Source organism: Nonomuraea salmonea (genome assembly GCF_042428605.1).
Taxonomy (GTDB): domain Bacteria; phylum Actinomycetota; class Actinomycetes; order Streptosporangiales; family Streptosporangiaceae; genus Nonomuraea; species Nonomuraea salmonea.
Genome location: NZ_JBHMCF010000003.1, coordinates 253,543 through 275,148 on the forward strand (window position 1 = coordinate 253,543; position 21,606 = coordinate 275,148).

Below are 21,606 nucleotides of genomic sequence, written 5' to 3' on the forward strand. Positions count from 1 at the left end.
CCGTTTTTCCCATACACGATGGCTGCCCCGAAATCCGGCCTCATGACCTCACGACGGGTAGGCGTGCGGAGCGTTCGCCGTCGTCTGGACCCAGCGCGGGGTGTCGGCGGCCTCATCGCTGATCGACGTCAGGACGGCCTGCCGGTAAAGGGCCAGCCTGTTGCGCCACTCCCTGATGTCCTCCACGTACCGCTCGCCCACCGGGGCGTCCCACGTCTGCGGGCTCTTCGCCAGCGCGAACGCCTTGTCCAGCACCACCCTCAGGTCGTCGAGCTGCGGCTTGACCGTCTCCCATGCCGTGACCAGGCGTTCGTAGTCGGGATTGAAGCGCCAGGCGCGCTGCGGGTCCTCCAGCGGGCCCGTGGAGGTGATCGGGGGCGCCTCGTAACGGCCCTTCGCCCTGGGGGCCGGCGGGTCGACGTACATCACGCTCTCCTCTCCGGGGCCACCTCACCGGGCGGGCCGTCCGGCCTGATGTCCTCGGGCGCCCACTCCCCCTTGCCGTACTCGCCCGGCGGCACCTGCACGGACGGCATCTCCTGCGGACGGATGTCGCGGTGGTGCTCGATCACGGTCCCCATGGCCTCCAGGCTCGGCGGCCGCACCCCGGCCGACACGACGTCGTCACCGTCATTCGCCCACCTCCCGCTGTCGGAGCCGGGCGTCACCTCGTAGCCCGGCTCGACGTCGTACGCGATCAACACCTCGTACGCACCGGCCGCACTGACCTGCCGCTCCCCCGCCACCGCCCCAGGCGCATTACCGCCCGAGCCGTCGTGCCGCTCCCCCGCCACCGTCCCAGGCGCATTACCGCCCGAGCCGTCGTGCCGCTCCCCGGTTACCGTCCCGGGCGTGTTACCGCCCGAACCCTCGCGCCGCTCCCCGGCGATCGCCCCAGGTCCGCCACCGCCCGAGCCCTCGTGGCGCTCCCCGGCCACCGTGCCGGACCCACCGGCTCCAGGCTGGGCTCCCCGGTCGGAGCCGGCGGACCCGCCGGCTCCGGGCTGGGCTTCACGGCCGGAGCTCCCGCCGTCGCCCCCGTCGCCCGGAGCGCCGTACGCCGCCTCCGCTCCGTAACCGACCTCCTGCCCTGCGCCGAACGCGTAACCGGCCTCCTGAGCCACCACGGCGCCATTTCCGGCCCCTGGCGGGTTACCGGCCCCCGAGCCCTGTGACGCCCCGACAGGACCGGCACCTTGAGCTCCACCACCGGCGACCCGGTCAGGCGCTGTGGTCGGAGGGTCGGTGGCGGCGCCGTTGGGGGGATCGACGGACGGACTGGTCGGCGGAATCGTGACGGGCCTGCCCCGGCCATCCGCACTCTGGCCGTCGCTCCCGCCACCGGCACCTTGACCACCCGTACCGCCCTGTCCCCCGCCCCCACCGGCACCCTGACCCCCGCCACCACCCGCACCCCGATCCCCATTCCCACCGCCAACGCCACGCTCCCCGCCACCACCGGCCCCCTGCCCCCCTGACCCAGCACCACCCGTGCCCTGACCCCCATCGGACCGATCCCCGGCTCCCGAGCCGGCGTCGCAATCGCCACCTCCGGCGCCCTGACCCCCGGCCCCAGCACCACCGGAACCCTGGCCGCCCGCGCCCCGCTCCCCTGAACCGCTCCCGCCGGCACCTTGATCCCCGGCCCCGCTACCACCTGCACCACGCTCTCCCATGTCCTGGGGTGCGTCCTTGGAGGGTGGGCAGGGTCCGTCGGGTTGGTTGCCGGCACCTGGGTCTGACGGTGTGGCGCCTGTGCCGGGTGCGTCCGGGGTGTAGCCTCCCGCGATCGTGCCTGCGCTGCCCGCTGCGGCGCCGCTCGTCGATGTGACCTGGCCGTCTGTCGTCAGGCCGCCTGAGGTGGCGTCGATCGGTGGGAGGGTCTGGGTGATGCCGGTGATCGGGGCGCCGGGGGCGATCGAGCCGGTGGGGCCGTCGGGGCGGATGTCGCGTTCGGCCCACTGGCCCTGGCCGTATTCGCCGCGCGGGACCTCCACGCCCTGCATCTCCTGGGGGGCTACGTCCCGGTGGTTCTCGATGACCGTCTTGAGGGCGTCCAGGTCCGGTGGGCGGGCCTCGGCCGAGACGACGTCGCTGCCGTCGTTCGCGTAGCCGTTGACGTTCGCGTAGCCGTTGACGTTCGCGGTGCCGGTCGCGTTGGACGAGCCAGTGCCGTTCGGTGAGCCGGTGCCGTTCGGTGAGCCGGTGCCGTTCGGTGAGCCGGTGTCGTTGGTGTTCGGCGGGAGCGTGGCGTGGTCGGCGGGGAGTTTCGGCATGTCGGCCGGTTGGACCTTGTCGGGGTTCCGCAGCATCTCCTCGATGGCTGCGGCGGACGGCGGGTCCAGAGGGACCTGCAGCACCTTCACGCCATCGACCACCACGACCTGGGGCTTGGACGCGTCCTGACCGTCGCCCACAGGCGTTCCGGCCGTCCCGTTGTCCGAGGCTCCGGTGTCCGAGGCCCCGTTGTCCGTAGCGCCGGTGTCCGTGCCTCTGGTGTCGGCGTCGTTGCCGCGGTCGCGGCGGCTGTCCAGGTCGTCGTCCTTGGGCTGGCTCACAGGCTGGTCGCCGGCTCGATCACCGGTCCTGCCGTCGCCCCCGGTCCCGTTGTCCCGACCGGTCTCGTTCCCCTGGCCGGTCCCATTGTCCCGACCGGTTCCATTGTCCCGACCGGTCCCGTTGTCCCGACCCGTCTCGTTCCCCTGGCCGGTGCCCCGGTCGCGGTTGTTCCCGTTGTCCTGGTCGGGGCGGGGGTTCTTGTCGTCGCAGTTCTGGTCGCCCACATCCGGCTTGTCGCCGGTGCCGGTCTTTCCGGATGAGTCGGGTCGCTCGTTCGCGTCAGGCCGCCCGCCGCCGGGCTTGTCACCCACGTCGGGCTTGCCGTCGGAGCCGGGGTTCCCGCCGGTGCCGGTCTTTCCGCCGGTCTCGGCGCGCCCGTTCGACCCGGCCCTGTCGTCGGAACCAGAAGGGGAGCCGGGGCTGCGGGGGTTCTCGTACCGGTCCCGATCCCCACGGGACTCCTTCGGGGTGGAGTTCGCGTCCTCGCCGGCCGAACCCGAGCCCGCCTTCGGCGGCGGATCCACCCGCTTCTCCAGGGTGGCGAGCCGCTTGTCGACGTCGCGCACCATGACGTCCACCGCGTCGGCGACCTGCACGGGACGGTGGGTGCTCTGCAGGGGCAGCCCGGCCTGCTGCATGGCGAGGCGGACGCGCTCCTCCGTCGTACGCATCTGCGCAGCCGCCCGCTTGACCTCGGCCAGCAGGTCACGGACCAGCTTGGGGTCCATGCCGTCGTACTTGCCCATGCGCCACTCCCCGACGTCTAGCCGCTCCGCGCCCACGTAACCACGACGGGAGCGGCTTGGCAGCCGGAATAAGCAGCGGGTATACGACTAGTCGTCAGTCAGTCGTCGGTCAATCGTCGGTGGCGACGTAACCGATGATGCCGCGCAGCTTCTCCACGGGGATCGCGCCGCGCCGCAGCAGCCGCGGCACGGCGGTGGTGAGGTCGAGGATGGTGGACGGGGTGTTGTCGGTGGTCTTGCCCCCGTCGAGATAGACCTCGATGGCGTCGCCGAGCTGCTCTTCGGCCTCGTCCACGGTGGTGGCGGCGGGCGCGCCGGACCGGTTGGCACTGGAGACGGCCATGGGCCCGGTCTCCTTGAGCAGGTCGAGCGCGACGGGGTGGAGCGGCATGCGTACGGCGACCGTCCCCTTCGTGTCGCCCAGGTCCCACGACAGCGCCCTGTTGGCCTTGCAGACGAGTGTCAGCGGCCCGGGCCAGAAGGCGTCGATGAGGTCCTGCCCGTACGGCCCCAAGTCGTCCACCAGCGCGCTCGCCGCGCGTACGGTGCCCACCAGCACGGGCGGCGGCATCTCACGCCCGCGCCCCTTGGCTTCGAGCAGTTTGGTGACGGCTTCTGGTGTGAAGGCGTCGGCGCCGATGCCGTAGACCGTGTCGGTCGGCAGCACCAGGAGATCGCCACGGCGAGCGGCGGCCGCGGCCTCCATCAGCCCGATGGTCCGCTGGTCGGGGTCGGAGCAGTCGAAACGTCGTCCCACGATAGGTTGCCTCGTTCCGCTCAGCGGGTGAACGGCGCTGTCGAGGCCTCCTCCTTCCTCCAAGTACGGTCGCCGCGGCCCCCGGCGGTCAGGAGCAGGTAGCGCCGCTTCGCGTGCATCCTAATCCTGGCCCAGCCTGGCCGTGACGAAGCGGTCTCGTCTGGTGAGGTCTTGGCGCAGGCGTACGTCGCGCCAGCCGTTGTCCTCGGGGAACGTGAGGTAGACGGCCCTGCCCTGCTCGTCGGCGTGCTCGACGGCCACCCACCCGCCGGGCCGCAGCAGCCGGCGCGCGGTGCGCTCGACGGCCCGCACCTCGCCGAGCCCGTCGTCGCCCGAGCCGTAAAGAGCCCGGGTGGGGTCGTAGTCGCGCACCTCGGGGTCGCGCGGGATGGCGCCGGGCGGGATGTAGGGCGGGTTGGAGATGACGAGGTCGACCTTGCCGTTGAGCTCGGGCAGCGCCTCGGCGAGGTCTTCCGGGTGCAGGTGGGTGCGCCCCTGGCCGAGCTCGGAGATGTTGCGCTTGGCCCACGTGTACGCAGCGGGGTCGACCTCGACGGCGTGCACCTCGGCCAGCGCCACCTCCTGGGCGATGGACAGCGCGATGGCGCCGGAGCCGGTGCCGAGGTCGACGACGAGCGGCGCGGTGACGTCCATCTCGCGCAGGGTCTCGATGGCCCAGCCGGCCATCACCTCGGTCTCGGGCCGCGGCACGAACACGCCGGGCCCGACGGCCAGCTCGAGGTAGCGGAAGTAGGCGTGGCCGGTGATGTGCTGCAGCGGCTCGCGGGCCTCACGCCTGGCCACGCCCTCCCAGAAGAGCGCGTCGAAGTCGGAGTCCTTGACGGTGTGCAGCTCGCTTCTGCGCACGCCGTGGACGAAGGCCGCGATCTCCTCGGCGTCGGTGCGCGGCGAAGGAACGCCTGCCTCGGCCAGCCGGGCAGTGGCGAGCGCGATCTCGTCCAGCAGAAATGTCATGAGTGTTGTGCGAGCTTCTCCGCCATCTCGGCGTCGATGAGGGCCTGGGTGACGGCGTTGAGCTCGCCGTCGAGCACCTGGTCGAGGTTATACGCCTTGAAGCCGACGCGGTGGTCGGAGATGCGGTTTTCCGGGAAGTTGTAGGTGCGGACGCGCTCGGAGCGGTCGACGGTGCGGACCTGCGACTTGCGCTCCGCCTGGGCGGCGGCCTCGGCCTCCTCCTGCGCTATGGCCAGCAGCCGGGCGCGCAGGATGCGCAGGGCCGACTCCTTGTTCTGGAGCTGGCTCTTCTCGTTCTGGCAGGAGACGACGACGCCGGTGGGCAGGTGGGTGATGCGCACCGCGGAGTCGGTGGTGTTGACGCTCTGGCCGCCGGGGCCGCTGGAGCGGTAGACGTCGATGCGCAGGTCGTTGGGGTCGATCTGGACGTCGACCTCCTCCGCCTCCGGGTAGACGAGCACGCCCGCGGCGCTGGTGTGGATGCGGCCCTGCGACTCGGTGACGGGCACCCGCTGCACGCGGTGGACGCCGCCCTCGAACTTCAGCCGCGACCACACGCCCTCGTCGCCCTTGGCCCTGATGCCGACCGTGACGTCTTTGTAGCCGCCGAGGTCGGAGGGCTGGCTGTCGATGATCTCGGTCTTCCAGCCGAGCCGCTCGGCGTAGCGGAGGTACATCCGCAGCAGGTCGCCCGCGAACAGCGCGGACTCCTCGCCGCCCTCGCCCGCCTTGATCTCCATGATGATGTCCTTGTCATCGTTGGGATCGCGCGGGATGAGCAGGTGGCGCAGCCGCTCTTCGAGCTGCGGGATGCGGGCTTCCAGCTCGGCGGCCTCGGCCGCGAACGTCTCGTCCTCGCCGGCCAGCTCCTTGGCGGCCGTGAGGTCCTCGCGGACCGACTCGAGCTCGCGGTAGGTGCCGATGACGGGCGTGAGCTGGGAGTAGCGCTTGCCGAGCGTGCGGGCCCTGTTCTGGTTTGCGTGCACGGCGGGGTCGGCGAGCTGCGACTCCAGCTCGGAATACTCCTTGAGCAACTCGTCGAGATTCACCGTGGATCCTTTGTATCGAGAAGTACGGGCCGTTCACCAACAACGCCGACCCGGCGCACGCGTGTGCGTCCGGGCCGGCGTACGTGGAGCTACTTGCCCGAGGCCTTCTTGCCGAAGCGCTTCTCGAAGCGGGCCACCCGGCCGCCGGTGTCGAGGATCTTCTGCTTGCCCGTGTAGAACGGGTGGCAGGCCGAGCACACGTCGGCGTGGATCACGCCGTTCTTCGCGGTGCTGCGGGTGGTGAACGTGTTGCCGCAGGAGCAGGTCACCTGCGTCACGTGGTAGTCAGGGTGGATGTCGCGCTTCATCGCTGTCCTTTCGGGGTGCGGCCGCCGGGTCGCCTTCACGCATGGCGTGAACCGGAACCGCAAAATGGTCAGCTACCAGTGTGCCAGATCGTGAAACCATCCCAGGCCATCGCTCATTCCTCATGAGCCCGGCACGGGAACGCGTGAGGGGTGGCGGACGACACCGCCACCCCTCACGACGCAGCCGCTAGCCGCGGTCGTTGCTCACCGTGGTCGTCTGGACCTGCATGAGGAACTCCGCGTTGGACTTGGTCTCCTTCATCTTCTCCAGGAGCAGCTCCAGCGCCTGCTGCATGTCGAGTGCGTGCAGCACCCTGCGCAGCTTCCAGACGATCTGCAGCTCCTCCTTGGCCATGAGGATCTCTTCCTTACGCGTGCTGGACGCGTCGACGTCGACCGCCGGGAAGATCCGCTTGTCGGCCAGGGACCGGTTGAGCTTGAGCTCCATGTTGCCGGTGCCCTTGAACTCTTCGAAGATGACCTCGTCCATCTTCGACCCGGTCTCGACCAGGGCCGTGGCGAGGATCGTCAGCGAGCCGCCGTTCTCGATGTTGCGGGCGGCGCCGAAGAAGCGCTTGGGCGGGTAGAGCGCCGTGGAGTCGACACCACCCGACAGGATGCGCCCGGACGCGGGGGCCGCGAGGTTGTACGCGCGGCCGAGCCGGGTGATCGAGTCGAGCAGGACGACGACGTCGTGACCCAGCTCCACCAGGCGCTTGGCCCGCTCGATGGCGAGCTCGGCGACCGTGGTGTGGTCTTCGGCGGGACGGTCGAAGGTCGAGTGGATGACCTCGCCCTTGACCGACCGCTGCATGTCGGTGACCTCTTCAGGCCGCTCGTCCACGAGCACGACCATGAGGTGGCACTCGGGGTTGTTGCGGGTGAGCGCGTTGGCGATGGCCTGCAGCACCATCGTCTTACCCGCCTTCGGCGGCGAGACGATGAGACCGCGCTGGCCCTTGCCGATCGGCGAGACGAGATCGATGATCCGCGTGGTGAGGATGTTGGGCTCGGTCTCGAGGCGCAGGCGCTCCTGCGGGTAGAGCGGCGTCAGCTTGTTGAAGTCGGGCCTGTTGCGGGCCTGCTCCGGGTCCATGCCGTTGACGGTGTCGAGGCGGACCAGGGCGTTGAACTTCTCGCGCCGCTCACCCTCGCGCGGCTGCCGGACGGCGCCGGTGATGACGTCGCCCTTGCGCAGGCCGTTGCGGCGGATCTGGGCGAGCGAGACGTAGACGTCGTTGCTGCCGGGCAGGTAGCCGCTGGTCCTGACGAACGCGTAGTTGTCGAGGATGTCGAGGATGCCGGCGATCGGGATGAGCACGTCGTCGTCGCCGATGACGGGCTCGCCGCTGTCGAAGCGGTCGCGGCCACGGCCACGGTTGCGCTCCCTGAAGCGGCCCCTGCGGCTGCGTCCGCCGCGCTCGTCGTCGTCGCCGCCGCGCTGGTCGTTGCGCGGGTCGTTGCGCTGGTCGCCGCGCTGGTCGGAACGGCCGCCCGCGTCGGCTGCGACGCGCTCGCGCTGGTCGCCGCGACCCCCATCGCGACCGCCGTCACGACCACTGTCACGGCCACTGTCACGGCCGCCGTCGCGACCGCTGTCACGACCGCCGTCACTGATGCGGTCGCCACGGTCGCCACGGTCGCCACGGTCACCGCGGTCGCTGTTACGGTCGCTGCCCCGCTCGCCGCGCTCGCGGCGCTCGCCACGGCTGCGGCGCTCGCGCCTGCTCTCGCCGCGCTCGGAGCGCGACTCGCCCTGTCCGGCGTCCGCGGGCTGCGACTGCTGCTCCACGACCGGCTCCGCCACGGCGGCGGCGACCGGCTCAGGCGCTGCGGCCACGGGCTCGGGCGCGGCGGCGGCGGGCTGCTGCGCGGGCTCTTCCACGGTCTTGGCGCGGGAACGTTCCCTGCGTGTACGGGTGGGTCGCTCCGCCGCGGGCGCCGCCTCTGCGGGGGCGGCCGCGGGGGCCTCGGCCACCGGCGCGGCCGTCGCTGCGCCGTCTCCGGAACCGCCACCCTGCTTCTCCTGGATGGCCGCGATGAGCTGGCTCTTCCGCATGCGCCCGGTCCCGCTGATGCCCAGCTCCGCTGCCATCTTCTGCAGCTCGGGCAGCACCTTGGCGGACAGGCCGGTGCCGGAGCGACGCGCACGCGGCTTGGCCGCTGCGCGGGTGGGGGTGTCGCCGGACGCCGGCTCAGCGCCTGATGCGTCGGAGAGGAGTTCGGTGGTGTCGCTCAACTAAAAGGTCCTTCCCAGGGGTCGGGCGCCGGATTTGTTCTTCCGGGCGTCCCGGAGGTGCTTGCGATCCGGCGGGACAGACCGGGTCGGGGTGCACTTTGCGATCTTCGGCTGTCGCTTGAGACGGCCGCCACTCTTGGGGAGGGGTTCGTCCACGCCGCCGATGGCCCTTGGCGCGTGGCTGACACCCCCCAGATTGCTGTCGCCAACCAGATGTCGAGATGATTCGAACGCGCAGATCCCCGTCGTCGCCACCTCGCGTTGCGCCAACCGGGTGTGGGCCAACCGGAGGCAACGGATTCCGGGGAGACAGCCGCGCTGCTCACGCCTCGCGACGTGAAGCATGATGCAGCGATGTATGGCTGACAAGCACGCACCCACCAAGGGGGCATCTGGTGCGGCTATCAGCCTAACATCACCAGCGCACACGGCTATTCCCTGAAGGTCTAAAGAGGCATCAGCGTGTCTCGGGGAACTGAACGTTCGCACCAACCGGGTCGACGTCCATTTGCTGGATGTGCCAGTCATTACCCACTTCTGGCGCGATCAAATCCTGCGAATCCGATGTCGAAAACGCAAGAACCGTGGGACCCGCTCCCGAAACGACCGCGGGCACGCCCACTGCACGGAGACGTTCTACCAGATCCGCACTCTGCCGCATGGCAGGCGCGCGGTATTGCTGGTGGAGCCGATCTTCTGTGGCGGCGAGCAGGAGCCCCGGCTCTGGCCGCTGGGTCAGCGCCGCGATCAGCAGCGCGGCCCGGCCGGCGTTGAAGGAGGCGTCCTCGTGGGGCACGTCCTTCGGCAGCAGCCCCCGGGCGGCCTCCGTCGACAACCGCGTCGAAGGGACGCAGACGACCGGACGGATGCGCTGGTCGGGAACTAGTTTCAGCCTATGCGGCAGCCCGGTGTGGTCGGACCACGAGACCGTCAGCCCACCGGAAAGACAGGGCGCGACGTTGTCGGGATGGCCCTCCATCTCGGTGGCCAGCGCGTAGACGTCGTCGTCGCTCAGCGCGTTCTCCCCCGAGTCCGCGAGTGCGCGCGCGGCCAGAATGCCCGCGCACACCGCGGCCGACGACGACCCGAGCCCCCGTGCGTGCGGGATGCGGTTGCGGCAGTGCAGGTGTATGCCCTCCGGCTGGGGCACGCCCATGCGGTCGTACGCCACCCGCATGGCTTTGACGACCAGATGCCCCTCGCCGGGATCGACCTCCCCCGCCCCCTCGCCCTCCACGACGACGTGGACGCCGCGCTCCCCGGTGAGCGTGGCCGTGACCTCGTCGTGGAGGCTCAGCGCGAGCCCGAGCGCGTCGTAACCCGGCCCCAGGTTGGCCGACGTCGCGGGCACGCGAATGTCAACGGTCCTCATTCGTTCACTTTTCCCTCGTCACTCCCCGTCAGGCGAGGTTGAGCGCCGCAGCGGCGGCGTGGACGTCGATGGGGATGACCACCGGCGCGGGCGCCCCCGAGATCGCCCAGTCAGGGTCCTTCAGCCCGTTGCCCGTCACCGTGCACACGATGCGCTGCCCCGGATCAACCATGCCCTGCGCGTGGGCCTGCAGCAACCCCGCTACGCTGGCGGCGGAAGCGAGCTCGACGAACACGCCCTCCTCCTGCGCCAGCAACTTGTACGCCGCCGCGATCTGCCGGTCGGTCACCGCCTGGATCACGCCGCCCGACTCGTCGCGGGCCGCGGTGGCCAGCGACCACGACGCCGGGTTGCCGATGCGGATGGCCGTGGCGATCGTGTGCGGGTGGGTGACGGGCGCGCCCTGCACGATGGGCGCCGCGCCGCTGGCCTGGAAGCCGAACATGCGCGGCCGCTTCGTCGCCACCCCGTCGTCGGCGTATTCGCCGTAGCCCATCCAGTAGGCCGAGATGTTGCCGGCGTTGCCGACGGGGATGCAGTGGATGTCGGGGGCGTCGCCGAGCGCGTCGACGATCTCGAACGCGGCGGTCTTCTGGCCCTGCAACCTGTACGGGTTGACGGAGTTGACCAGCGCGATCGGATAGTTGGACGACAGCTTGCGCGTCATCTCCAGGCAGTCGTCGAACGACCCCTCGACCTGCAGCAGCGTGGCACCGTGCACGAGCGCCTGGGCCAGCTTGCCCATCGCGATCTTCCCCCGTGGCACCAGCACGGCGCAGGTCAGCCCGGCGCGTACGGCGTAGGCGGCGGCCGAGGCGGAGGTGTTGCCCGTGGAGGCGCAGATGACCGCCTTGGCGCCCTCTTCGACGGCCTTGCTGATGGCCATCGTCATGCCGCGGTCCTTGAAGCTGCCCGTCGGGTTGGCCCCCTCGACCTTCAGGTAGACCTCACACCCCGTGAGCGCCGAGACGCGGTGCGCGGGCACCAGCGGCGTGCCGCCTTCGAGCAGCGTGATGACGGGCGTCTTCGCGGTGACCGGAAGACGCTCGCGGTACTCCTCGATGAGGCCACGCCACGACCTGCTCATGATGACTCCCTACCTGCGCTGTTGGGCACAGAGTGTACGGGGTGCCGGGGACCGTCGCGGAGCGGCGTCCACGGGTCGGACACCCGCCGAACTCCTGCATTGGACAGGAGCACTATTCAGGAAATTCTCAGCATCTCCCGATAAGGTCTCGGCCAGGGGGTCACGACCATGAACGCGCGTCCTGCTCTGAGGCAGAACGACTATTCACCGGTGACGGCACCGCTGCTCGGCGCCTGGTCACCCGCCCTTTCCGTCAGCGTGGTGATACCCGCGCGCGGCGGGCAGGACAAGCTCGACCTGACGCTCGCGGCGCTGGCCGCGCAGACGTACCCGGAGCACCTCATGGAGGTCCTGGTCGTCGACGACGGCAGCGACCCGCCCATCCGCCTGCCCGAGATCCGGCCGTTCAACACCCGTCTCGTACGCGTGCGCGACGGCTGGGGCATCTCCAACGCGGTCAACACCGGGGCGAAGGCCGCCGACGGCGAGATCATCCAGCGGCTCGACTCCGACATGGTGGCCTGCAGGGAGCACATCGAGGCCCTGGCGCGCTGGCACCACCAGACCGACTACCTGGTCACGATCGGCATGAAGAAGTTCGTCGACGCGCCGCCCGTCACCCCCGAGCAGGTCTTCCTGGCGGGACACCTGGGAGAGCTGTTCGACCTGGAGACGGCGGTGGCCAGCTCGACGGAGGCGACGATCGCCAAGACCGACGGGCTGCGCAAGAGCCGCAATCCGTACCACGTGTGCACGGGGCCGACCTTCGCCCTTCCCAGGGAGGTCTTCCACGCCGTGGGCGGGCTCGACCCTACGGTCGCGCGTGGCGAGGACACCGAGTTCTCCTATCGGCTGGCCATGCACGGCGTGGTCTTCGTGCCCGACATGGACGCCCAGGCCGTCCACTTGGGGCTGCCCTCGCAGCATCGCGACAGGGAGCGGGCGGTGCGTGCCGTGGAGCCTTTCCTGGCCCATCGCATCCCGCTCCGCCGTGACCTGCGCAAGGACCGGGGGCGGCGGTGGCTGGTGCCGTACGTGGAGGTCGTCCTCGACGTCTCCGGCGCCTCCGAGACCGCTGTGCGGCAGGCGGTGGCGGCGGCGCTGGACGGCAAGGTGCAGGACGTCGTGGTGACGCTGGTCGGGCCGTGGTCGCGGCTGGCCGACGGGCGCCGCTACTCGCTGTCCGACCCGGACTTCGAGCTGCGGCTGCTGCGTGACCTGTTCGCGCACGACGAACGCATCCGCCTCATCGACGAGCCCGCGTCCACGCCGGCCCCGATCCCGTTCCGCTACCGGGGGCCCGTGGATGTGCCGCTGCACCGGGCGACGCTGGAGCGGATGATCGAATCGGTGCAGAAGGACCTGACGGGCGTGCTGGTGGTGAACCTCCCGGACGGACGCACGGCCCGCCTCGAACGCACCTCCGCGCTGGGCCGGGCCGTGCTGCTCACGGGCGCGGGCGATGACGTGGACGAGGTCATCGCGGCCACGCACGGCGTACGTCACGAGCCGCCCGACCGTTTCTGGCCCGCGCCCGCACAGCCGGACCCGGTCACGATCCCGGCCCCGCAGGCGACCGTGCAGGTCTCATCGGACCCGCCAGACAAAACCCTCCTACGCCGCCTCAAATCAGCCCTCCGCCCCAACTAACCCACCACACCAGCTGGGGGTCCTTTGGGAAAGGAACCCCACGCCGGCTGAGGTCTTTCGGGGAGAAGGGGGAACCCACGCCGGCTGAGGTCCTTCTGAGGAGGGGGAACCCACGCCGGCTGAGGCGCCTTTAGGGAGGAGGGAAACCAGCTACGCCCGCCCCCACCCCACACGGTGATGCCAGCGGCTACGGCGGAGAAGGTGGGTCGGCGGATCCGCCAGCGAAGAGCGCATCCGCTGCGCGCTGAAGGGCCGACTGAGCGTCCGGCCGCTGCCGCCTCGCACCCCGTGGGGTGAGTCACCGTTGAAGGGCTCGCTTGTGGCCCCGCCCCCACCCCCCCTCACACGGTGAGGCCGGCGGCTGCGGAGGAGGTGGGTCGGCGGTTCCGGCCGCGAAGAGCGCGTCCGCGCGCGCTGGAGGGTCGGCTGAGCGTTCGGCCGCTGTCGCCTCACCCGTGAATCTGGCGGTGCTCCCAACCGAGGGCCTGGCTGTGCCCCCAGCCTGTGGGCCCGGCAGTGCCCCCACCCCGTGGTGGCCGGCTGTACCCCCATCCTGTGGTGGCCGGCTTTATCCCCATCCCGTGGTGGCCGGCTTTATCCCCATCCCGTGGTGGCCGGCTGCACCCCCATCCCGCCCCGAGCGGGGTCAGCGGGTGCGGCGGAAGGCGCGTTTTACTGTTGTCGACACCAGCGAGCGGAGGTCTTGTTGGGGGCGGTTGGCGGCGGCTATGCGGCGGCGGAGGGTGCCTACCTCGCGGCGGAGTTCCACGGCCGACTTGCGCCAGGTGCCTGCTTCCTCGCGCCACTTGGCCACCTGGGCGCGCAGGCGTTCGGCCTCCTTGGCCAGCCGGGCCGCCTCCGCCTGCGCGGCCAGTTTCTCCTTGTACGCGCTGCGCCGCCCCTGCGGCGGCTCGGCCTCGGTGGTGAAGCCGTAGGTGGCGCCGTCGGCCCACAGCACGCCGGCGACCTCGTCCACCACGTCGTCCAGGTTCTCGCCAGCGGCGGCCACGATGCGGGCCCTGGCGAAGGCGGAGGCACGTTCGAGCCGGGCCGCCACGACGCCGCCTGAGCTCTCGTCCAGGAGCAGGTTCACCAGGCCGAGGCCCTCGTCGCGGGCCAGGTCGAGCAGGCGGGCGAGCGTGTCGTGGCCGGGGATCCAGCCGGCGGGCAGGTGCAGCGTGTACGGCACCGCCGGGTCGACCGAGGCTGAGGCAGAGACAGAGGCCGAGGCGGAGCCCGAGACAGAGGCAGAGCCCGAGGCGGAGGCGGAGGCGGAGGCGGAGGCGGAGGCGGAGGCCCAGCCCGAGGCGGAGGCCGAGGTCACCAGGTGTACCCGGCCCTCGTGCCGGTAGTGTCCCTCGATCAGCACCAGGTCGAGCGACGGGTCCTTCAGGGGCGCACGGCGGTCGTGGTCGAGGGTGTCCCAGGGGCCGACGAGCAGCACGGACACGTCGGGCACGGTGCCGGCCAGCAGCGCGTCGACGGTGGCCCGCACTTCGTCGTAGCCGGTGGTCGTCGCGGAGACGACGGCGGTGACGTACGGGACCTTCCACTGCCGCCCGGGATGCCCGCGCAGCCACCGGTAGGCCGGGATGCGGTCGGCGACGAACGCGTGGCTGACCCGGTCGATGGGCGCCTTGTCGCGCATGCGCATGGTCGGCCCGAGGTGGTAGCCGCGCGCGGCGGGCTCGGGGACGAAGACCGCGCCCGCCTGCCACAGCCGGTAGCCGAGCTCGGTGTCCTGCCCGAGCACCAGGTCGTCGTCCATGGGCCCGGCGGCTTTGATCAGGGCGGCGTTGACGGAGGTGGCGCCGCCCACGTGCAGGCTGAAGGGCCGCTGGGCGTTGTCGGTGAGCCCGTCGGTGCGCTCGACGAGGTCGACGAGCCAGGCGTGCGGCTCGGCGGGCTCGAAGGCGGCCTCCAGGTCGGACGGCAGCTCGGCGGGCACGGGCGCCTCGGTGAAGCGCAGGTAGCCGGTGACGACGAGGTAGGGGGCGGCGTGGTGCCAGCGCATGTGCGCCTCGATCGCGCCGGGGGTGAGCAGCACGTCGGAATCGAGCCAGTGGATCACTTCGCCGGTGGCGGCTCCCAGTCCGGCGTTGCGGGCGGCGGCGCGTCCTGGGCGCTCGCAGCGCACCAGCCGGGTCAGTTCGGGCCGTTCGGCGGGCAGGCGCAGCGGCGGCTCGCTGCCGTTGTCGACGACGATGACCTCGATGAGCTCGGCCGGGTACGTCTGCCTGGCCAGCGCGGCGAGCACCAGGTCCAGCTTGTCCTGGCCGCCGTACGCGGGCACGACGACGCTGACCGTGAGCCGGGGTTCGAAGGGCTCGCCGGAGGCGAGGACGCGGTAGTCGTTGCCGCGTACGCGGGCGGTCACGCGGCTTCCATCAGCAGGCTCGGGCGGAAGCCCCGCCACTGGTTGGCGGCCACCTTGAGGAAGTGGGCGAGCGGAAGCTGCCAGGTGTGCTCGCCGCTGAGCCCGCGGCGCAGGACGTAGCCGAGGCCGTGGGTGCGGTAGATGCGGGCGTCCGCGCTCTTGGCCGCCTTGAGGAACTCGAGATCGACGGCCCGTGGCAGCGCGGGATATCCGCCTATGTCGTGGAATTTCGACCGGGACACCATGATCGTGCCGCCCGCCACGTGATCGGCGTGGACCTCGCTCGGATAGCTCGCCCCGCTGGCGAACGTCGTGCGCCTGATCGTCGCCTCCAGCGGCTCCAGGTAGAAGAACTCGGCCGTGGTGCCCACCACGTCGGCCCCCGCGTACGTCAGCGCCATGAACAGGTCGGCCAGGTGGCGGGGGCCGTACCAGTCGTCGTCGTCCCACTTCGCCAGATAGTCGCACTCCGCCAGGGCTGCGGCCTGGTTGAGCACCTCGCCGAACGGCACCGAGGCGTCGGCCTCCACGTGGCGCACGGGCAGCGCGCAGGAGCCGACGGCCTCGCGTACCTCGTCGAAGGCCACCCCGTGCAGGCCGAGCAGCACCTCGGCGACGACGTCGCGCTGCCGCTCCATCTGCGCCAGCGCGGCGGGCACCATGGCGGGCCGTTTGGTGGCCATGACGATGCTGACGTGCGGGATGGCCGTGGGGTGGGCCAGGCGGCGCAGGCGTACGCTGTGCTCCTCGCGCCGCAGGTCGGCCAGCGAGCGCGCGGTGCCGTCGGCCGGGTGGGCGAGCCAGTCGCGGTCGGTGAGCAGCGCGGCGAGGCCGGCGGGCACCCACGCGGGCGCGTCGGCGGCGGTCAGCGGCACGCCGGCCGCGGCCAGCCGCATGAGCCCGTCGAGCGGCACCTCGCGCTCGGGCCACTCGACCTCCAGGCCGCGCAGCGGGCGCAGCTCTGGCACCTCGGGCGGCCCGCCCTCGACCGCCCATGCGCCGGTGTTCCAGTGGAGGCGGGCCAGCCCCTTCTCCGGCGTACGCGCGAAGCCACAGGGGGTCTCGGACATCGCAGGCTGCTCCTCGGGCGCAGGGACGGAATCGGCGGCGCCTACCTTACGCCCGTTTCGGGAGCGATCTGGCGATTACCGCCCCTTCAGCCGACCTCGTCGCCCTCCACGCGCATCACGCTGGCGACCGCGCGGACGATGTCGAGCTCGCGCAGCCCCTCCATGGTGGCCGAGAGCGCGGCGTCGGTGGCACGGTGGGTGACGATGACGAGCTGGGCGTCGTCGCCCCTGCCCTCCTGCCGGACGGTCTGGATGGACACGTCGTGCTTGGAGAACAGCTCGGCCACCCGGGCCAGCACGCCCGGCTTGTCGGCGACGTCGAGCGCCACGTGGCAGCGCGTGACGGTCTCGCCCATGGGGTGGACGGTCAGCTCGGCGTAGGTGGACTCCTCGGGGCCGCGGGTGCCGGCCAGGCGGTTGCGCCCGACGGCCACCAGGTCGCCGAGCACGGCGGACGCGGTGGGCGCGCCGCCCGCGCCCTTGCCGTAGAACATGAGCTGCCCCGCCGACTCGGCCTCCACGAAGACCGCGTTGTACGCCTCGCGCACCCCGGCCAGCGGGTGGCTGCGCGGGATCATCGCCGGGTGCACCCGCACGCCGAAGGAGCGGCCGTCGTCGGAGCGCGCGCAGATGGCCAGCAGCTTGATGACGTAGCCCATGGCCTTGGCGGAGGCGACGTCGGTGGCGGTGATCTCGGTGATGCCCTCGCGGTGCACCTCTTCGGCCCGTACCCGGCTGTGGAAGGCGAGCCCGGCGAGGATGGCGGCCTTGGCGGCGGCGTCGAAGCCCTCGACGTCGGCGGTCGGGTCGGCCTCGGCGTAGCCGAGCGTCTGGGCCTCCTCGAGCGCGTCGGTGAAGGAGGCGCCGGTGGAGTCCATCTTGTCGAGGATGTAGTTGGTGGTGCCGTTGACGATGCCGAGCACCCGCTTGACGTGGTCACCGGCCAGCGACTCGCGCAGGGGGCGCAGCAGCGGGATGGCGCCGGCGACGCTGGCCTCGAAGTAGAGGTCGCCGTTGCCGGCCCTGGCCGCCTCGTGGAGGGTGGCGCCGTCTTCGGCCAGCAGCGCCTTGTTGGCGGTGACCACGGACTTGCCCCTCGACAGGGCGGCCGTGATCAGCGAGCGGGCCGGCTCGATGCCGCCGATGACCTCGATGACGATGTCGATGTCGTCGCGGGTGACGAGCGACTCGGCGTCGGTGGTGAGCAGCGCGGGATCGACCTCGACGTCGCGCTTGCGGCCGAGCCTGCGCACGGCGACGCCGGCCAGCTCGAGCGGCGCGCCGACGCGGGCGGCGAGGTCGGGGGCCTGCTCGTGCATGAGCCTGATGACCTGGGAGCCGACCACGCCGCAGCCCAGCAGCGCCACTTTCAGCGGTTTCACAGCTGCCCCCTCAACAGGTCGTCCTCGGTCTCGCCCTGCACGATCACGCGGGAGGCGCCGCCCGAGACGGCGACCACGGCGGGTCTCGGCAGGTAGTTGTAGTTGCTGGCCAGCGAGCGGCAGTAGGCGCCGGTGGCGGCGACGGCGATGAGGTCGCCTGGCGCGAGGTCGCTCGGCAGGTGGAAGTCGCGCACGATGATGTCGCCGCTCTCGCAGTGCTTGCCGACCAGGCGGCTGAGCATGGGCTCCGCCTGGCTCGCGCGGCTGGCCAGGGCGGCGGAGTATTCGGCGCCGTAGAGGGCGGTGCGGACGTTGTCGCTCATGCCGCCGTCGACGCTGACGTAGGTGCGCAGGCCCTCGACGTCCTTGATGGTGCCGACCTCGTAGAGGGTGATGCCGCCGGGGCCGACGATGGTGCGTCCAGGCTCGATGGTGAGGCGGGGCACCGGCAGGCCGGCGTCGGTGCAGACCTTGGTGACGATCTCGCGCAGCCCGTCGGCCAGCTCCTTGATGTCGGGGGCGTCGTCGCCCTCGACGTAGGCGATGCCGTAGCCGCCGCCGAGGTCGAGCTCGGGCAGCACGACGCCGTGCTCCTCCTTGATCTCGACGAGCAGCCCGGCCAGGCGCCGCGCGGCGACCTCGAACCCGGCCGTGTCGACGATCTGGGAGCCGATGTGGGAGTGCAGCCCGACGAGCTGGAGCTGGGGCAGGGCCAGGATGCGGCGTACGGCCTCGGCCGCCGCACCCGAGTTGAGCGACAGCCCGAACTTCTGGTCGTCGTGGGCCGTGGCGATGAACTCGTGGGTGTGGGCCTCGACGCCGGTGGTCACCCGGATCATCACCTTGGGCCGCTTGCCGTGCTCCTGGGCGAGGTGGCCGAGCCGGGCGATCTCGTCGAAGGAGTCGACCACGATGTGGCCGACGCCGGCCTCCAGCGCCCTGCGCAGCTCGGCGGTGGACTTGTTGTTGCCGTGCATGGTGATGCGCTCGGCGGGGAAGCCGACGCTGAGCGCGACGGCCAGCTCGCCGCCGCTGGCGACGTCGAGGCCGAGGCCCTCGTCGAGCAGCCAGCGCACGATCTCCTTGCACAGGAACGCCTTGCCGGCGTAGTGGACCTCGGAGCCGGCGAAGGCCGTGGCGTAGTCGCGCATGCGCGAGCGCACGTCGTCCTCGTCGATGACGTAGAGCGGGGTGCCGTGCTCGCGGGCCAGGTCGCGTACGTCCACCCCGCCCACGGTCAGCGCCCCGTCGGCCCGGCTCGACGTTCGAGGCCAGATCGCGGGGTTGATCCGGTTGAGGTCGGCGGGCGCCTGCGGCGGGCGCTCGTGGGGCAGCATCTCGGCGTGCCGGTCCCCGGCGGGATGGGCGAATCGACTCACCCGATCGAGGCTATCGGAAGCGCAAGTAAGCCATGACCCTGTGACCACGTATCGAGACGCGATCAAGGTCTGGCAGGGTAATTTTTACTCTTTTTCGCCGTTTCACCGGATATTTTCTGCTCACAGCCGGTCTGGGCCGGGAAGCACCGTACGTACCACATCGGCCACCCGCACGCGGGCCGCGTGCGCCGGCGACGGCTCCTCGTCGCCCGCCGGAACGGCGGGCGCCCGCTCGTGCGCGTCGTGGTAGGCCAGCGCCAGCCGCACCAGGTACGCCTCCCACCCGGGGTCCCTGCTCGACCGGCGTCCCGGGAGCTCGGCCAGGACCCTGAGCACGTGCCGGTGCGCCGCGTCGTCGGGCAGGCCCGCCGGGCCGGGCACCCCGAGGTCCGCCGCCCACCTCAGCACGGCGCAGGCGCGCGCGTGCGCGTAGCGCACGACGAAGCCGGGGTTGTCCCAGGTGCGCGGGAAGTCGGGCCAGGACGGCTCGTACGGCACCGGCGCCGCCTCGATGAGCAGGAAGGGGTCGTCCACGACGATCCGCAGGAACCCGGCCCCCGCCACCTCGGCGCGGACCACGCCCCCGAGCGCGCGCACCCGCTCGGCCAGCTCACCGGGCGGGATCCGGCGCCGCAGGGCCGCCGCGGAGACGTAGCGGATCTCGTGCTCCCACGTGCCGTCGGGCACGGGCGGCTCCCCCAGCACGGCGACCAGCTCATCGGACGTCACTCCGAAGACCTTATGCGCATGGCACCCGGCTCGTTCCTCCCCGACGAGCGGACGGGGGCGGCTCAGATGAGCGCGTGGGGCTCGGCGGAGCCGTACTCGACGAGCTGGGCCGCGCCGAGCAGCCAGCGGTCCTCGTCGCGCACCCGTACGTAGCCGAACCGGTCGGCGGAGAAGACCTTGACGCCGTCGGTACGGCACTGCCGCATGAGCACCTCGTCCCAGCCCTCGGTGAGGTCGGCGAAGCCCAGCTCGCGCAGCGCGTTGCGGCGGGCGAGCAGGGTGCCGCCGGCGATCTCGGGCAGGTAGCCGTACTCGGCCTCCGGCTGCTTGAGCAGCGTGGCCTGCGGCTTGCGCAGGTGGGCGTAGAAGGCGGCCTTGCCGACGATGTCGGCGGTGCTGAACAGGAACGCCCTGCGCAGGTCGGACAGGTAGTGGGGGCCGTAGACGTCGCGCGGGTCCATGACCGCGACCAAGTCGGCCTCGCACAGGTCGATGCCGGCGTTGAGCATCGCGCCGACGGTCATGGACGGCGCCGGCCGCCGGTGGATGACCTCGACGTCGGGCAGCACGTCGCGAGCCCGCAGCTCGGCTTCCGGCGGCCCGATGACGATGACCTGGTCGACGCCCGACTGCCGGGCGACCTGCGCCAGCGCGTGCTCCATCGTGTAGGGGTCGACGATGGGCAGCAGCACGGAGGTGTTGAGCGTGGGCCGCGCGCTGGGCAGGCCGATCGCGTCGAGCATCTCGTCGATGCGCTCGCTCATCGTGCCCATCGCGTACGCCCGCCGCAGCGCCACGTGCGCCCGCCGCGAGTCGGCCTCGGTGCCGATGGGCGTGCCGCAGGCGGCGATCTCGGCGAGACGCCACTGCGGGGTGCCCGGCGGGCAGTCGGCGGCGGCCGGCCAGCGGTAGGAGGTCAGCACGTCGGGGTAGGTCAGGTGCTCGGGCAGGAGCTGGTCGAGGGTGAGCACGCGGTCGATGCGGCCACCGGACAGCGGCAGCGGGTTGTGCACCCGGGGCTGCACCCCGAACTGCAGGCGCGGCCACGCCACGGTCAGGTCGGCGGTGAAGCGGTGCTCGAACAGGTCGGCGGCCTGCGCGTACGCGGAGACGTCGCCCTTGGTGTGCCAGAAGACCGTGCGGATGCCGCGCTCGGCGCACCACGCGAGCAGCGACTTCAGCCCTTCGCCCGGCTCGCCGATGATCTCCTCGGCCCACGGGCCCTGCGTGACGGACTCCACGACCAGCAGGTGGGGCACCTCCAGCGGGAGCACCCTGGCGAAGTCGCGGGGCGTGAAGCCGGTGGTCTGCCGCCACTCGTAGCGCAGCAGCGCCTCGGCGTGCGGGTCGGCGATGACGGCGGCGGTCAGGTGCGGCCTGGTGTTGGGGCCGGTGGGCACCCGGAAGGGCTTGAGCTTGAACTGGGCGCCGCCCAGCGTCCTGGTGCTGGTGGTGGCCTGGAAGGCGGCGCCAGGGCGCTCGTCCTGGGCCTTGTTCGCGGTGGCGACGGGCTTGCGCTTGGGCGCCGTGGGGCGCTTGACCGGCTTGGCGGCGCCCTTGAGGCCCCGGGCCAGGCGTACCGGGTTGCTCTTGCCGCTCTTGATGGCGTCGCCCAGCCGGTTCCAGCGGGCGACCTTGATCGACGAGAGCTTCCAGTTGGCCACCTCGGCCTGGAAGCGCTGCTCGGCCAGCTCCTTGCGCAGCTTGTCCGCGGCGGCCTGCTCGGCGGCCAGCCGTTCCTCGGTCTCGCTGAGCTGCTCCGCGAGCGCCTTCGCCTCCTCGGCGCGCTGCTCGGCCTCGGCCAGCCTGGCCTGGGCGGCGTCCAGCAGCCTGGCCAGCTCGGCGGCACGCTCGGCCTGCGCGACGGCGTCACGCAGCGCTCTCCGCGTACTCTCTAGCTCAGTCGACAAACCGGACCTCCACTCTC

The 21,606-nt window shown here is 71.6% G+C and carries 16 protein-coding genes; 1 reads left to right on the forward strand and 15 read right to left on the reverse strand.

Features of this window, described 5'->3' with window-relative positions:
- Window positions 1-48: 48 nt before the first annotated feature.
- From ACFFR3_RS02445 to thrC, 9 genes are all read right to left on the reverse strand, one after another.
- Window positions 49-426, reverse strand: a complete 378-nt coding sequence (locus tag ACFFR3_RS02445) for a hypothetical protein (protein WP_364378831.1) — start codon at window positions 424-426, stop codon at window positions 49-51.
- Window positions 426-3,305 carry a hypothetical protein gene (locus ACFFR3_RS02450; protein ID WP_379482515.1) on the reverse strand — a complete coding sequence of 960 codons (2,880 nt, stop codon included), beginning with the start codon at window positions 3,303-3,305 and terminating at the stop codon, window positions 426-428. The genes ACFFR3_RS02445 and ACFFR3_RS02450 overlap by 1 nt, the downstream gene beginning before the upstream one ends.
- Window positions 3,306-3,414: 109 nt before the next feature.
- Window positions 3,415-4,062: an L-threonylcarbamoyladenylate synthase gene (locus tag ACFFR3_RS02455; RefSeq protein ID WP_364378837.1), complete on the reverse strand. Its 648-nt coding sequence runs from the start codon at window positions 4,060-4,062 to the stop codon at window positions 3,415-3,417.
- Between the two features lie 120 nt (window positions 4,063-4,182).
- A complete protein-coding gene (gene prmC, locus ACFFR3_RS02460) occupies window positions 4,183-5,037 on the reverse strand; it encodes a peptide chain release factor N(5)-glutamine methyltransferase (RefSeq protein ID WP_345397538.1) in 855 nt (284 codons plus the stop codon).
- Window positions 5,034-6,086: a peptide chain release factor 1 gene (gene prfA / locus ACFFR3_RS02465; protein WP_345397535.1), complete on the reverse strand. Its 1,053-nt coding sequence runs from the start codon at window positions 6,084-6,086 to the stop codon at window positions 5,034-5,036. Before prfA ends, prmC begins: the two co-directional genes overlap by 4 nt.
- 89 nt (window positions 6,087-6,175) lie before the next feature.
- Entirely contained in the window at window positions 6,176-6,394 is a 219-nt protein-coding gene (rpmE, locus tag ACFFR3_RS02470; protein ID WP_148033924.1) for a 50S ribosomal protein L31, read from the reverse strand.
- Between the two features lie 187 nt (window positions 6,395-6,581).
- Window positions 6,582-8,633 carry a transcription termination factor Rho gene (gene rho, locus ACFFR3_RS02475; protein WP_379482516.1) on the reverse strand — a complete coding sequence of 684 codons (2,052 nt, stop codon included), beginning with the start codon at window positions 8,631-8,633 and terminating at the stop codon, window positions 6,582-6,584.
- 457 nt (window positions 8,634-9,090) lie between these two features.
- Window positions 9,091-10,005, reverse strand: a complete 915-nt coding sequence (gene thrB, locus ACFFR3_RS02480) for a homoserine kinase (RefSeq protein ID WP_364378844.1) — start codon at window positions 10,003-10,005, stop codon at window positions 9,091-9,093.
- A gap of 28 nt (window positions 10,006-10,033) precedes the next feature.
- Window positions 10,034-11,092, reverse strand: coding sequence for a threonine synthase (gene thrC / locus ACFFR3_RS02485; protein WP_345397524.1), 1,059 nt, complete (start codon window positions 11,090-11,092; stop codon window positions 10,034-10,036).
- Window positions 11,093-11,302: 210 nt separating this feature from the next.
- On the opposite strand from thrC, the gene ACFFR3_RS02490 reads away from it, so the two are divergent.
- A complete protein-coding gene (locus ACFFR3_RS02490; protein WP_379482517.1) occupies window positions 11,303-12,742 on the forward strand; it encodes a glycosyltransferase family 2 protein in 1,440 nt (479 codons plus the stop codon).
- A gap of 646 nt (window positions 12,743-13,388) precedes the next feature.
- On the opposite strand, the gene ACFFR3_RS02495 is transcribed toward ACFFR3_RS02490, so the two are convergent.
- From ACFFR3_RS02495 to ACFFR3_RS02520, 6 genes are all read right to left on the reverse strand, one after another.
- Window positions 13,389-15,119, reverse strand: coding sequence for a glycosyltransferase (locus ACFFR3_RS02495; RefSeq protein ID WP_379482518.1), 1,731 nt, complete (start codon window positions 15,117-15,119; stop codon window positions 13,389-13,391).
- Window positions 15,116-16,189 (reverse strand): glycosyltransferase family 2 protein, encoded by a 1,074-nt coding sequence (locus tag ACFFR3_RS02500; protein ID WP_364378856.1) that lies wholly within the window; start codon window positions 16,187-16,189, stop codon window positions 15,116-15,118. Before ACFFR3_RS02500 ends, ACFFR3_RS02495 begins: the two co-directional genes overlap by 4 nt.
- Before the next feature lie 86 nt (window positions 16,190-16,275).
- Window positions 16,276-17,571 (reverse strand): homoserine dehydrogenase, encoded by a 1,296-nt coding sequence (locus ACFFR3_RS02505; RefSeq protein WP_364378859.1) that lies wholly within the window; start codon window positions 17,569-17,571, stop codon window positions 16,276-16,278.
- Window positions 17,568-18,950 carry a diaminopimelate decarboxylase gene (gene lysA, locus ACFFR3_RS02510; RefSeq protein ID WP_364378862.1) on the reverse strand — a complete coding sequence of 461 codons (1,383 nt, stop codon included), beginning with the start codon at window positions 18,948-18,950 and terminating at the stop codon, window positions 17,568-17,570. The genes ACFFR3_RS02505 and lysA overlap by 4 nt, the downstream gene beginning before the upstream one ends.
- Window positions 18,951-19,070: 120 nt before the next feature.
- Entirely contained in the window at window positions 19,071-19,679 is a 609-nt protein-coding gene (locus tag ACFFR3_RS02515) for an anticodon-binding protein (protein ID WP_364378865.1), read from the reverse strand.
- A gap of 62 nt (window positions 19,680-19,741) precedes the next feature.
- Window positions 19,742-21,589 carry a hypothetical protein gene (locus tag ACFFR3_RS02520; protein ID WP_379482519.1) on the reverse strand — a complete coding sequence of 616 codons (1,848 nt, stop codon included), beginning with the start codon at window positions 21,587-21,589 and terminating at the stop codon, window positions 19,742-19,744.
- Between the last annotated feature and the right edge of the window lie 17 nt (window positions 21,590-21,606).